Origin of the sequence: Streptomyces sp. 1114.5 (assembly GCF_003635085.1) — a bacterium.
GTDB lineage: Bacteria > Actinomycetota > Actinomycetes > Streptomycetales > Streptomycetaceae > Kitasatospora.
The window spans coordinates 478316-490732 of record NZ_RBXE01000002.1; the positions used below are offsets into that span (position 1 = coordinate 478316).

Consider the following 12417-nt stretch of genomic DNA (forward strand, 5'->3'; position numbering starts at 1 on the left):
CGCCCCGCGGGCACCCCCGGTCGGCCGTCCCCCAAAGGGGTGTTCCGGACGGCCCGGTAGACTTGCCGCCATGGCTATCTTCTCCGGGCAATAGCGGGCGGCGGCGCCCTGTCCGTCGCGCCGACCGCCGATGAAGCCCCTTTCCGCCCGCCCGGCCCCGGGCCCTCCGTCCGGCCGCCCGCCCACGTCCCAGGAGTAGTTCCCAGCCATGATTTCCGCCAACGCCGTAGAGCTGCGCGCCGGTGCCCGGATCCTGATCGAGTCCGCGAGCTTCAAGGTCGCCGCCGGTGACCGGATCGGCCTGGTCGGGCGCAACGGCGCCGGCAAGACCACGCTCACCAAGGTGCTGGCCGGCGAGGGCCTGCCCGCCGCCGGGACCATCACCCGTTCGGGCGAGGTCGGCTACCTCCCGCAGGACCCGCGCACCGGCGACCTGGACGTCCTCGCCAAGGACCGCATCCTGTCCGCCCGCGGCCTCGACACCGTGCTGAGGAAGATGCGCGAGAACGAGGACCGGATGGCGAACGGTCAGGGCGCCACCCGGGACAACGCGATGAAGAAGTACGCCCGGCTGGAGACCGAGTTCCTCACCAAGGGCGGGTACGCCGCCGAGGCCGAGGCCGCCACCATCGCCGCCGCGCTGGGCCTGCCGGACCGCATCCTCGGCCAGCCGCTGCACACCCTCTCCGGTGGTCAGCGCCGTCGCGTCGAGCTCGCCCGGATCCTCTTCTCGGACTCCGACGTGCTGCTCCTCGACGAGCCCACCAACCACCTGGACGCGGACTCCATCGCCTGGCTGCGGGACTTCCTGAAGACGTACAAGGGCGGCTTCATCGTCATCTCGCACGACGTCGACCTGGTCGAGACGGTCGTCAACAAGGTCTTCTACCTGGACGCCAACCGCTCCGCCATCGACGTCTACAACATGGGCTGGAAGCAGTACCAGCAGCAGCGCGAGGACGACGAGAAGCGCCGCAAGCGCGAGCGCGCCAACGCCGAGAAGAAGGCCGCGACCCTCAACGCGCAGGCCGACAAGATGCGCGCCAAGGCGACCAAGACGGTGGCCGCGCAGAACATGGCCCGCCGCGCCGAGAAGCTGCTCACCGGGCTGGAGCAGGTGCGCCAGAGCGACAAGGTCGCCAAGCTGCGCTTCCCGGACCCGGCCCCCTGCGGCAAGACCCCGCTCACGGCCAGCGGGCTCTCCAAGTCCTACGGCTCGCTGGAGATCTTCACCGACGTCGGCCTGGCCATCGACCGCGGCTCGCGGGTCGTCATCCTCGGCCTCAACGGCGCCGGCAAGACCACCCTGCTGCGGATGCTGGCCGGGGTGGAGCAGCCCGACACCGGCGAGGTGATCCCGGGCCACGGCCTGAAGATCGGCTACTACGCCCAGGAGCACGAGACGCTGGACCCGGAGCGCTCGGTGCTGGAGAACATGCGCTCCTCGGCGCCGGACACCGACCTGGTGCAGATCCGCAAGATCCTCGGCTCCTTCCTGTTCTCCGGCGACGACGTCGACAAGCCGGCCGGGGTGCTCTCCGGCGGTGAGAAGACCCGTCTGGCGCTGGCCACCCTGGTGGTCTCCTCGGCCAACGTGCTGCTGCTCGACGAGCCCACCAACAACCTCGACCCGGCCAGCCGCGAGGAGATCCTGGGCGCGCTGCGCGAGTTCTCCGGCGCGGTCGTGCTGGTCACCCACGACGAGGGCGCGGTCGACGCGCTCCAGCCGGAGCGGATCATCCTGCTGCCGGACGGCGTGGAGGACCTGTGGAGCCCGGCCTACGCCGACCTGGTCTCCTTGGCCTGACCGGAAGTAGACGCGGCATCCGCTTTTCGGACCAGAAAATCTAGTCCTTACGGCGTGTCCGGGAATGAAGTAGACCCGGATTCCGTTTAAGGACTTCCTGTCAGCCCGCCACTCGATCGTGGTCGGGCCGACGCTGCTGATCAGCTCTTTCTCGGCGAACGGCGGCACCCGCCCGGGGGCGTGCACTCTGCGTGAGCGCCCTGGTGCGCTCGGATCACCACCGGCGGACCACGCATTTCCGACATCGACCTTGTCGAATGGGTGGCCAGGACGCGGTGGATGGGTGATCATGGGAATCTGACCGAGCAACGCTACGAGGAGGCACGGGTGGCCGAGACTCTGAAAAAGGGCAGCCGGGTGACCGGTGCCGCGCGTGAGAAGCTCGCGGCCGATCTCAAGAAGAAGTACGACTCCGGGGCGAGCATTCGCGCTCTCGCGGAGGAGACCGGTCGTTCGTACGGCTTCGTGCACCGGATGCTGAGCGAGTCCGGAGTGATCCTCCGGGGCCGCGGCGGTGCCACGCGGGGCAAGAACAAAGCGACTGCCGGGGCCGGTTCCTGACGGTTCGTCAGTCATTGGCTGGATGACGCGGCGGCAGGACGCCGACCGAGGAGACGACAGCTGGACGGTCAGCTGGGCGTCCGCCCTCGGGTCGTGTGAACCGGCCGCCGATCGTCATGTCCGGGGTGTCCGCCGACCCCGCCCTCCTATCTCCGGCGGCGCCCGAAGGCCCCCGTCGATCTTTCCGGGCCGGGCCCCTGCCCTCGCGCGCCCAGGTTTGTTACTCTCCGGTAGCCACGTCCCTCGCCACCGGAGGTCCCCGCATGACCGCCCCCGCCACCGAACCGCAGGCCCCGAGCTGGGAGCGGGACGGCGTCCGCCTGGAGATCGAAGGCGAACTCGCCGTCGTCACCCTCTGTCAGCCCAAGCGGCGCAACGCCCAGTCGCCCGCGCTCTGGCGTGCCCTCACCGCCGCCGGCCGCGAGCTGCCCGGCAGCGTCCGGGTGGTCCTGCTCCGCGCGGAGGGCGTCTCCTTCTCGGCCGGGCTCGACCGGGCCATGTTCACCGCCGAAGGCATCCCGGGCGAGCCCACCTTCCTCCAGCTCGCCGCCGAGGGCGACAAGGAGCTGGACGACACCATCGCCTCCTACCAGGAGGCCTTCACCTGGTGGCGCCGCCCGGACCTGATCTCCATCGCCGTCGTCCAGGGCCACGCCGTCGGTGCGGGCTTCCAGCTGGCGCTCGGCTGCGACCTGCGGGTCGTCGCCGAGGACGTGCAGTTCGCGATGAAGGAGACCTCGCTCGGTCTCGTCCCTGACCTGGCCGGCACCAAGCCGCTCACCGAACTCGTCGGCTACGCCCGGGCGCTGGAGATCTGCGCCACCGGTCGCTGGGTCGGCGCCGAGGAGGCCGCGGCGATCGGGCTGGCCAACCTGGCCGTGCCGGGCGCGGAGCTGGACGCCGCCGCCCGTGACCTCGCGGGGGCCCTGCTGGCCGCTCCGCGCGGAGCGGTGATCGAGACCAAGGCCCTGCTGCAGGGGGCCGCCGGGCGCTCCTTCGACGAGCAGCGTTCAGCCGAACGGGCGGCCCAGGCCCGTCGGCTGCGGGAGCTGGCCGGGATCGGCGACTGACCTTCCGTCGCCGACCGGTCGTCTCCGACCGTTCGTCGCCGAGCAGAGGCCCGGCCTCGGGGGACACCCCCGGGGCCGGGCCTTCCGCGTTTCCCGGGCACTCCGAGGGAGCCGGGCGGGCGCCGCTCGGCGGGCGGGGAACGTGGCGAAATGCCAGAGTTGGGGAGGTTTGCGATATAGCTGGAGCCGTACGACGGGAGACTCGCCCATGCCTGACACTCCGACGCCCGCGACCCTGCACAAGAACGCCGGCGGCACCCCGAACCCCGGACCGCCGCCGGGTTCCGGCGGCGCGAAGCCGGTCGCGGATCGCGGTCGTACGGCGCTGGCCGTCGGCGTGGTGGAGAAGATCGCCGGGATGGCCGCCCGGGAGGTCCCCGGGATCCACGCGCTGGGCTCCGGGCTCGCCCGGACCTTCGGCGCGATGCGGGACCGGGTGCCCGGCGGAAAGCCCAGTGTCGGGCGGGGAATCAAGGCCGACGTCGGCGAGAAGCAGACCGCGATCGACATCGCCCTGGTCGTCGAGTACGGCGTGGTCATTCCCGAACTCGCCCGCCAGGTACGGGAGAACATCATCAACGCGGTCGAGCGGATGACCGGCCTGGAAGTCGTCGAGGTCAACATCGCGGTCAACGACGTCCACCTCCCGGACGAACCGGAGTTCGAGGAGGAAGAGGAGTCGGTGTCGGCATCGGGGCAGCGGCCCAAGCTCAAGTAGGGCGCCCGCCCGGGCGGAGGCGGCACGAGGCGGCGCGCAACGAGGCGGCGCGGAACGAGGCAGCGCGGAACGAGGGAGTAGCGGATGAACCTGGCCATCGTCGGCCTGGTGGTGGGCATGGCCCTCGGCTTCGCCGGGTACTTCGGGGGGTTCGCGGCGTTCCTGCTGGTGGCCGCGCTCGGACTGGTCGGCTTCGTGGTCGGGCGTCTGCTGGAAGGCGACATCGAGCTGAGCGAGCTCGGGGACCTGCTCCGCGGCCGCGACCGGCGCCGCTGATGGCGGCCCCCGTTCCCGCGACCGTCCCTGCCCCGGGGCGCCGGGGGCGGCTGCGGGTCGCCGACCGCGTCTACGCCGGGATCGCCGCCCGGGCCGTCCGGGAGGTGCTGGCCGAGGCCTGGCCCGCCGGGCGGGCGAAGGGGGCGCCGCCGCACGTCACGGTGGCCGTGCCGGGCAGCACGGTGACGGTGCGGGTGGCGCTGGAGCTGCCGTTCCCGTCCGATGTCGCGGGGCTGGCCGGGGAGGTGCGGGCGCGGATCGCGGCGCGGGTGGTGGGGCTGACCGGGACGAGGGTGTCGGACGTGGTGATCGTGGTCGAGAAGCTGGTGACGGGGGGAGCGTCGTGAGCACGGAGGTCTCCGAGGTCTCGGATGCGGCCGAGAAGGCGGAGCGGGCCGGGAGGTTGCGGGCGCCGCGGACGGCGGCCGCAGCGCTGGTGGCGACGGGGGTGCTGGTGGTCGCGGGGGCGCTGCTGTACGACGTGGTCGCGGTCCGGGCCGGGCAGCCGGCCCGCAGGTGGCGGGCGCAGATCGCGGACGAGCTGGCGACGCGGCACCTCGACGACCTGTGGGTGCTGGTGGGGGCCGGGGTGGTGACGCTGCTCGGTGGGTGGCTGCTGTGGCTGGCGATCGCGCCGGGGCTGCGGCGGTGGCTGGTGCTGCGGCCGTACGGCGGGACCACCGCGGCCATCGAGCGGGCCGGGATCGGGCACCTGCTGGCGGACCGGGCGGCGGGGCTGGACGGGATCGAACACCTGCGGATCCGGGTCGGGCGGCGGCGGGTCCGGGTGTCGCTGGTCGGGCCGGCGGATCCGGCGCCGGTGGAGCGGCAGTTGCGGGACGAGCTGGAGAGGGTGGGGCTGGCGCGGCCGCTGCGGCTGGATGTGCGGACGGCCGGTGGCCGGGCCGCCGTCGGTGCGCAGGAGAGCACGGAGGTGGCGGAGTGAGGCGGGCAGTCGTCAACCGGGTGCTGCTGGGGGTGGTGGGGGCGGTGCTGCTGGGAGTCGGGGCGCTGGTCCTGCTGGGCGGGCTGGACCTTTACCGGCGGGTGGGCCTGCACCCGCCCGCGCGGTGGCCGCTGTCCTCGCCGGACCAGCCGGTGGTGAGTGCGCGGTCGCGGGGGCGGTGGGTGTCCTCCGCGTGGTGGTGGCCGACGGTGATCGGCGGGCTGGCCGTCCTGGTGGCCGGCATGGCCTGGTGGCTGGTGGCGCAGCTGCGGCGGACCGGGCTGTCGAGCGTCGCGGTGCCGACGCCGGGGGTGAGCGGGTTGCGACTGCGGGTCGGTGCGCGGGCGTTGGAGGAGGCGCTGGAGACCGGGACGGCGGTGCTGCCGGAGGTGGAGCGGGCGGGGGTGCGGCTGGTGCGGGCACCGGGGCACCCCCGCCTTCGCGGTGCGGTGCGGTTGACGCCGGGCGGGGATCCGGCGGCGCTGGTGGAGCACTTCGAGGACGGGCCCCGGGCCGATGCGCTCGGCAGTCTGCGGCTCCCGGAGCTGCCCGCCGACCTGCGGATCCGGGTGTTGCAGGCGGCCCCCGCCGAGCCGCGGCACCGGTGGCCGCGGCGGCGGAGGCCGTCGAGGGTGGTGTGACCGCGCGGTCAGAGGGTGCGGAGCGCGCCGCCGTCGACGGGGATCATGACGCCGGTCAGGTAGGAGGCGGCGGGGGAGAGCAGGAAGGCCGCGACCTTGCCGAACTCCTCGGGGGTGCCGTAGCGGCCGAGCGGGATGCCGGCGCTGGCCTGGGCGCGGGCGGCCGCCGGGTCGGCGGCGAGGGAGTCGAGTTCGCGGACCCGGTCGGTGTCGATCCGGGCCGGGAGCAGGCCGACCACCCGGATGCCGCGGGGGCCGAGCTCGTCGGCGAGCGCCTTGGCGGCCATCGCCAGGCCGGGCCGCAGACCGTTGGAGATGCCCAGGCCGGGGATCGGCTGGCGGACCGAGCTGGAGAGCACGAAGCCGATCACCCCGCCGTCGGAGAGCGCGGCGGCGGTGGTGCGGGCGAGACGGAGGGCGCCGAGGAAGACGGACTCGAAGGCGTCGCGCCAGGCCTCCTCGGGGGTGGTCTCGACCGGGCCGGCCTGCGGGCCGCCGACGCTGATCAGGATGCCGTCGAGACGGCCGAACCGGCTCCGGGCCTCGGCGACGAGGCGCTCGGGGGTGGCGGGGTCGGCGTTGTCGGCGACCAGGCCCCGGGCGGTGCCGAGGGTGTCGAGTCCGGCGACGGCGGCGTCCACGGCGGCCTGGGTGCGGCCGCTGACGAGGACGCGGGCGCCGTCGGCGGCGAGCTCGCGGGCGGCGGCGAGGCCGAGGCCGCGGGTGGCGCCGGTGACGATGTAGGCCTTGTCTTTCAGTCCGAGATCCATGGGGGACATCTTGCCGGGTGGGGCGGCGGCGCCGACCGGGGGTGGGTGCCGGACAGGCCCTGGTTGGGGCTGGCGTTGACGTCGGGGGGAAGGTTTACCGTCGACAGCGGCTGTACGGGAGGAGTGGTCCGGCATGCGGATCGGGGAGTTGGCGGAGCGGGCGGGGACGACCACGCGGGCGTTGCGGTACTACGAGCAGCTGGGGCTGCTGCCGGCCCGGCGGGCGGGCAACGGGTACCGGGCGTACGACGAGGCGGACCTGCGGTTGCTGCGGGAGATCCGGATGCTCCAGGACGTCGGGTTCGAGCTGGAGGAGACCCGGCCGTTCGTGGAGTGCCTGCGGGCCGGGCACCCCGAGGGGGACTCGTGCCAGGCCTCGCTGGAGGTGTACGAGCGCAAGCTCGCGGAGCTGGACGACTGCATCGCGCGGCTCCGGGACGCCCGGGCGCGGGTGGCCGGGCAGTACGAGCGGGCGGTGCGGGCACGGGACGAACTCGCGGCCTCCGAGCAGCCGCCACGGTGTGAACTGACGAGGGAGTAGGCGATGGTGGAGATCGCGGGTGTGCCGGCGGTGACGGACGAGACGTTCGCCGCGGAGGTGCTGGCGGCGGACGGGCCGGTGCTGGTGGACTTCACGGCGGACTGGTGCCCGCCGTGCCGGATGATGGCGCCGGTGCTGGCGGACATCGCGCGGGAGGAGGCGCACCGGCTGCGGGTGGTGAGCCTGGACGTGGACCGCAACCCGCGGACGCAGGCGGCGTACGGGGTGCTGTCGATGCCGACGCTGGTGGTGTTCCGGGACGGCGAGCCGGTGCGGTCGGTGGTGGGGGCGCGGGCGAAGGCGCGGCTGTTGCGGGAACTGGACGACGTGCTCTAGGACCAATACCGGTGACTTTGGTGCGATTCAGTCGTTGGTTGGGTTGTGCCAAGGCCTGGACAGGTGAAGTCGCCGGTGAGTGACCGGCTCTCGGATCGGATCGCGTTGGGGGTGCTGACGCGGGCTTATCCGCCCGAGTTGATCGATGAGGTGGTCGCCGAGTGCGGTCGGGTCGAACAGCGGCATCGATTGCTGCCGGCACGGGTGGTGGTCTATTTCGTCCTGGCGATGTGCCTGTTCTTCGGGCAGGGCTATGAGGAGGTCGCCCGGCTGCTCGTCCAGGGGCTGGAGCGCGATGGCCGGTGGGCTCGGGCCTGGCGAGTGCCGACGACGGCGGCGATCGGCCGGGCGCGTCTTCGGCTCGGGCCCGAGCCGTTGCGGGTCCTGTTCACCCGGGTCTGCCGGCCGGTGGCAGTCCGTGAGACACAGGGCGCCTGGTATCGGCGGTGGCGGCTGGTCGCGGTGGACGGCACCGTTTTCGACCTGCCGGACACGACAGCGAACGCCGGGTTCTTCGGGAGGCCGGGCAGCAGTCGCGGTCAGGGCCGCAGCGCGTATCCGCAGGCAAGGGTCGCGGCCCTGGCCGAGTGCGGCACTCACGCCGTGTTCGCCGCCGAGATCGGACCGCTGTCCGTCCACGAGGCCGTCCTGGCCGAGCGGCTGTTCCCCGCGCTGGTCGAAGGCATGCTCGTGCTCGCCGACCGCGGATTCTGCGGCCTGGACCTGTGGCGGGCGGCGAGGGCGGGCGGCGCCGATCTGCTGTGGCGGGTGCGGAGCGTGGTCGTGCTGCCGGTGGTCGAGATGCTCGACGACGGCTCCTACCTTTCGGAGATCGTCACGGCGCGGGACCACTACCGGCGGGCGGATCCGGAGCGGGTACGGGTCGTCGAGTACACACTCGGCCCGCACGGCGGCGACGGCACCGTCTATCGACTGATCACCAGCATCCTGGATCCCGCCCGGGCCCCGGCCCCGGAGCTCGCCGCCCTCTACGCCCAACGGTGGGAGATCGAGAACACACTCGATGAGATCAAGAACCACCAGGGCGGCCCCGGGCTCGTCCTGCGCTCCCAGCACCCGCACGGGGTCGAACAGGAGATCTTCGCGTTCCTGCTGGTCCACCACGCCCTGCGAGACCTGATGCACCAGGCCGCCCTGCGAGACGGGCACGATCCCGACCGGATCTCCTTCACCCGCACCCTGCGCATCGTCCGCCGCCACGTCACCGGGCAGGCGGCGCTTTCCCCCCTCCCGACTCAACCGGGCTACCGTCCGGAGCCTGCGTGAGATAACCGAACGGCTCCTGCCCCCAAGGCGGTTGCGCTCCAACCCTCGCGTGATCAAACGCAAGATGTCGAACTGGGCACTCAAGCGCGCCGAGCACTCCAACCAACCGCGACCCGACGCACCAACAGTCCGACTGGTCGGGCCGACCCGAGCCACCTCAACCAGCCGGAAAACTACCTAAATCAGCAGTATTGGCTCTAGGACCTGTTCCGGACGGGACGTCAGGCCGGCACGGGTTCGGTGACCGTCTCGGGTTCGCCGGCCTGCCGGGCGCGGTCCTTGGCCTCGCGGCGGGCGAGGATCCAGACGCCGACCGGGATCATCGCGGTGAACAGCCACCACTGGATGGCGTAGGCCATGTGCGGGCCGATGTCGGAGTGGTTGGGCTCGGGAATCAGCTGGGGCTGGTCGGCCGGGGCCGGGGTGGTGGCGGCCAGTTCGAGGTAGCCGCCGAGGAGGGTGGCGCCGGTCTCCTTGGCCTGCTGGTCGGTGTTGATCAGGTTGAACTGGCGGTCCGGCAGGCCGGCGCGGTCCTTGATGCCGCTGGCGCCGTACGTCTCCTCGGCGCGCAGGCGGCCGGTGAGGGTGACCTCGCCGGCGGGGGCGGCCGGGACGGGCGGGTACTCGGTGGCGGTGGCGCCGGAGGCGACCCAACCGCGGTTGACCAGGACGGTGCCCTTGCCGTCGGAGAGCTTCAGCGGGGTCACGACGAAGTAGCCGATCGTGTCCCCGCTGGAGTCGGTCCGCTTGCGGACCACGAACTCGTGTGCCGTGTCGTACTGCCCGGTGGCCGTCACCGCGCGCCAGGTGAGGTCCTTGGGGACCGCGAAGCCCGGGGCCGGCGACAGGCTGTCGTACGGGACGGGCGGGTCGGTGAGGGCCTTGCCGATCAGCTCGTTCCGGGCCACCCGCGCCTCGTGGCGGTGCAGCTGCCAGAAGCCCAGCCTGATCGTCGCGGGGATCAGCAGCAGCGCGATCAGCATGGTGATCAGCCACTGGCGGGTCAGCAGAAATCGGTACACATGGGAACCGTACGCCGACCTCACAACCGGCTCACGCACCGGGGTGCGGGGCGACCTCGCGCAGCAGCTGGAGGAACGCGTCCTCGGTGACCACGGGGGTCCCGACCTCGCGGGCCCTGCGGGCCTTGCCGCTCCAGCTGTCCGGTTCGTTGGTGACCAGCAGGCTGGTGAGGCGGCTCACCGAGGTGGCGATGTGCAGGCCGGCCTCGGCGGCACGGTCCTCCAGGAGCTCGCGGTCGGTGGAGGTGTCGCCGGTGAAGGCCACCCGCATGCCCTGGACGAGCGGCTTGCCGTCCTCCCAGCGCCCCGGGTTGGGGTACGGGCAGGGCGGGCGCTTCTTGGCCTGGCGGTAGGCGGCGCCGGTCCAGGAGGCGCGGTTCGGGGCGGCGGGCTCGTCCTCGCCGAGGTCGGTGACGGCGACGCAGTTCTGCAGCGGCAGGGCGACCCCGCCGGAGCGGGCGAGGTGCAGGCTGGGGCGGAAGGCCTCGGCGAGCACCCGGGCGTCGTCCAGGGCGTTGTGGGCGTGGCGCTGCTGGACGCCGAAGTGCGCGGCGAGCGAGGACAGCTTGCCGTTGGGCAGCGGCAGGCGCAGGTCGCGGGAGAGGACCATGGTGCACAGCCGCTGCTCGACCGGGGCGTGCAGGCCGGCCCGGGAGAACTCGCGGGAGATCATGTTCCAGTCGAAGAGCGCGTTGTGCGCGACCAGGACCCGGCCGCGCAGCCGGTCGGCGAAGGCGTCGGCGATCTGCGGGAAGGTCGGGGCGGTGGCGAGCAGTTCGGCGGTGAGGCCGTGGATCCAGACCGGGCCCGGGTCCCGCTGGGGGTTGACCAGGGTGTACCAGTGGTCGGTGACCTCGCCGTCCGGGTCCAGCTGGTAGACGCCCGCCGAGATGACGCGGTCCGAGCGGCCGAGACCGGTGGTCTCGACGTCGACCACCGCGAAGCCCTCGGTGGGGGCGGCGGAGCGCTGGGCGGGGACCGGGGCGGTCCGCTGCGCGCCGTACGTCTCGGGCTGGATCGGTTGCATGGTCCAACAGGATAAGGGGCGGGCGGGAGGGGCTCGGCCGGAATGTTCCGACCGGGCGCCCGGAATAGAGTGGTCGGAGGGGGTGTCGTACACCTGGTCGAGTTCGTTTTCAGCGAAGGAACAGCGCATGCGTGCCACCGTGATCCACGGCCCCAACGACATCCGGATCGAAGAGGTACCGGACCCGGTGATCCAGCAACCGACGGACGTGGTGCTCCGGGTGGTGAACGCCTGCATCTGCGGCAGCGACCTGTGGGCCTACCGCGGAGTGGCGCAGCGGGTGGCCGGGCAGCGGATCGGGCACGAGTTCCTGGGCGTGGTCGAGGAGGTCGGCGCCGAGGTGCGCGGCTTCGCCAAGGGCGACCTGGTGGTGGCGCCGTTCGTCTGGTCGGACGGGACGTGTGATTTCTGTCGCGAAGGCCTGCAGACCTCCTGCCCGCACGGCGGCTTCTGGGGGCAGGTCGGCTCGGACGGCGGCCAGGGCGAGGCGGTGCGGGTGCCGTTCGCGGACGGGACGCTGGTGAAGCTGCCCAAGGAGGCGGCGGGCGACGAGAAGCTGCTGCCCGGGCTGCTGGCGCTGTCCGACGTGATGTCGACCGGGCACCACGCGGCGGTCTCGGCGGGGGTGCGGCCGGGTGCGACGGTGGCGGTGGTCGGCGACGGCGCGGTGGGCCTGTGCGGCGTGCTGGCGGCGCACCGGCTGGGCGCGGGCCGGATCATCGCGATGGGGCGGCACACCGCCCGTACCGAGCTGGCCCTGCGCTTCGGCGCGACGGACGTGGTGGCCGAGCGCGGGGAGGCCGCGATCGAGGCGGTCAAGGAGCTGACCGGCGGCCAGGGCGCGCACGCGGTGCTGGAGGCGGTGGGCACCGAGGAGTCGATGCGGACGGCCGTCTCGATCACCCGGGACGGCGGCGCGGTCGGGTACGTCGGGGTGCCGCACGGCGGCAGCGCGGGCGTGGACATCGGCCAGATGTTCGGCCGAAACGTTTCACTGAACGGTGGCGTGGCACCGGCCCGCGCGTACATCCCCGAGCTGCTGCCGGACGTGCTCTCGGGGGCCATCGAGCCGGGCCTGGTCTTCGACCGCACGGTCGACCTGGACGGCGTGCCGGACGGCTACCGGGCGATGCACGACCGCTCGGCCCTGAAGGTCCGGATCGCGTTCTGACGCTTCGTCAAGAGGGGCGGCACCGTTGCTCGGTGCCGCCCCTCCTGCATGGGGCGGGGGACTTCCGACGCGTCCGGAGTGATGGTTTTCGGCCAATCGGGTGGTACGAGGGGGTGAACGTCCGGCTGATCGCCGTCAACCCCTTCCGGGGCGGGCGTGACGCTCCTAGCATTGCGCGGCGCACAGGAGGAATGTGACGCCCCTCACGTCCGCTCGTTCCCCTCGTGTGACCTACGCCGAATGA

General features: G+C 72.8%; 15 protein-coding genes. 12 read left to right on the forward strand and 3 right to left on the reverse strand.

Going from position 1 to position 12417, the window contains the following annotated elements; translation table 11 throughout:
• The first annotated feature begins 208 nt into the window (after window positions 1–208).
• From BX285_RS25580 to BX285_RS25615, 8 genes are all read left to right on the forward strand, one after another.
• On the forward strand, window positions 209–1807 hold the full coding sequence (locus BX285_RS25580) for an ABC-F family ATP-binding cassette domain-containing protein (protein WP_097235753.1): 1599 nt from the start codon (window positions 209–211) through the stop codon (window positions 1805–1807).
• A gap of 327 nt (window positions 1808–2134) precedes the next feature.
• Window positions 2135–2368 (forward strand): helix-turn-helix domain-containing protein, encoded by a 234-nt coding sequence (locus BX285_RS25585; RefSeq protein ID WP_030059940.1) that lies wholly within the window; start codon window positions 2135–2137, stop codon window positions 2366–2368.
• 263 nt (window positions 2369–2631) lie between these two features.
• Window positions 2632–3438, forward strand: coding sequence for an enoyl-CoA hydratase/isomerase family protein (locus tag BX285_RS25590; RefSeq protein ID WP_121178302.1), 807 nt, complete (start codon window positions 2632–2634; stop codon window positions 3436–3438).
• 208 nt (window positions 3439–3646) lie between these two features.
• Window positions 3647–4156 carry an Asp23/Gls24 family envelope stress response protein gene (locus BX285_RS25595; protein ID WP_121178304.1) on the forward strand — a complete coding sequence of 170 codons (510 nt, stop codon included), beginning with the start codon at window positions 3647–3649 and terminating at the stop codon, window positions 4154–4156.
• Window positions 4157–4240: 84 nt separating this feature from the next.
• Entirely contained in the window at window positions 4241–4432 is a 192-nt protein-coding gene (locus BX285_RS25600) for a hypothetical protein (RefSeq protein ID WP_097235750.1), read from the forward strand.
• Window positions 4432–4779, forward strand: a complete 348-nt coding sequence (locus tag BX285_RS25605; RefSeq protein ID WP_097235749.1) for a hypothetical protein — start codon at window positions 4432–4434, stop codon at window positions 4777–4779. Before BX285_RS25600 ends, BX285_RS25605 begins: the two co-directional genes overlap by 1 nt.
• Complete coding sequence (locus tag BX285_RS25610) at window positions 4776–5378, forward strand: DUF6286 domain-containing protein (protein WP_121178306.1); 603 nt, start codon at window positions 4776–4778, stop codon at window positions 5376–5378. The genes BX285_RS25605 and BX285_RS25610 overlap by 4 nt, the downstream gene beginning before the upstream one ends.
• Window positions 5375–6019 (forward strand): alkaline shock response membrane anchor protein AmaP, encoded by a 645-nt coding sequence (locus tag BX285_RS25615; protein WP_121178308.1) that lies wholly within the window; start codon window positions 5375–5377, stop codon window positions 6017–6019. Before BX285_RS25610 ends, BX285_RS25615 begins: the two co-directional genes overlap by 4 nt.
• Before the next feature lie 8 nt (window positions 6020–6027).
• Here the strand turns inward: BX285_RS25615 and BX285_RS25620 are convergent, their stop codons facing one another.
• A complete protein-coding gene (locus tag BX285_RS25620) occupies window positions 6028–6789 on the reverse strand; it encodes an SDR family oxidoreductase (protein WP_097235746.1) in 762 nt (253 codons plus the stop codon).
• Between the two features lie 133 nt (window positions 6790–6922).
• On the opposite strand from BX285_RS25620, the gene BX285_RS25625 reads away from it, so the two are divergent.
• The 3 genes from BX285_RS25625 to BX285_RS25635 are packed head-to-tail and all read left to right on the forward strand — an operon-like array spanning window position 6923 to window position 8953.
• Window positions 6923–7330: a MerR family transcriptional regulator gene (locus BX285_RS25625; protein WP_097235745.1), complete on the forward strand. Its 408-nt coding sequence runs from the start codon at window positions 6923–6925 to the stop codon at window positions 7328–7330.
• 3 nt (window positions 7331–7333) lie between these two features.
• Window positions 7334–7666, forward strand: a complete 333-nt coding sequence (gene trxA, locus BX285_RS25630; RefSeq protein WP_097235744.1) for a thioredoxin — start codon at window positions 7334–7336, stop codon at window positions 7664–7666.
• Between the two features lie 45 nt (window positions 7667–7711).
• Window positions 7712–8953 (forward strand): IS4 family transposase, encoded by a 1242-nt coding sequence (locus BX285_RS25635; protein ID WP_121174976.1) that lies wholly within the window; start codon window positions 7712–7714, stop codon window positions 8951–8953.
• A 221-nt stretch (window positions 8954–9174) separates the two neighbouring features.
• Here BX285_RS25635 and BX285_RS25640 read toward each other — a convergent pair whose 3' ends face one another.
• Window positions 9175–9975 carry an SURF1 family protein gene (locus BX285_RS25640; protein ID WP_121178310.1) on the reverse strand — a complete coding sequence of 267 codons (801 nt, stop codon included), beginning with the start codon at window positions 9973–9975 and terminating at the stop codon, window positions 9175–9177.
• Between the two features lie 31 nt (window positions 9976–10006).
• Window positions 10007–11002: a DEDDh family exonuclease gene (locus BX285_RS25645; protein ID WP_121178312.1), complete on the reverse strand. Its 996-nt coding sequence runs from the start codon at window positions 11000–11002 to the stop codon at window positions 10007–10009.
• A 127-nt stretch (window positions 11003–11129) separates the two neighbouring features.
• Between BX285_RS25645 and BX285_RS25650 the strand changes: the two genes are divergently transcribed.
• Window positions 11130–12173 carry a zinc-dependent alcohol dehydrogenase family protein gene (locus BX285_RS25650; protein WP_121178314.1) on the forward strand — a complete coding sequence of 348 codons (1044 nt, stop codon included), beginning with the start codon at window positions 11130–11132 and terminating at the stop codon, window positions 12171–12173.
• Window positions 12174–12417 lie beyond the last annotated feature (244 nt).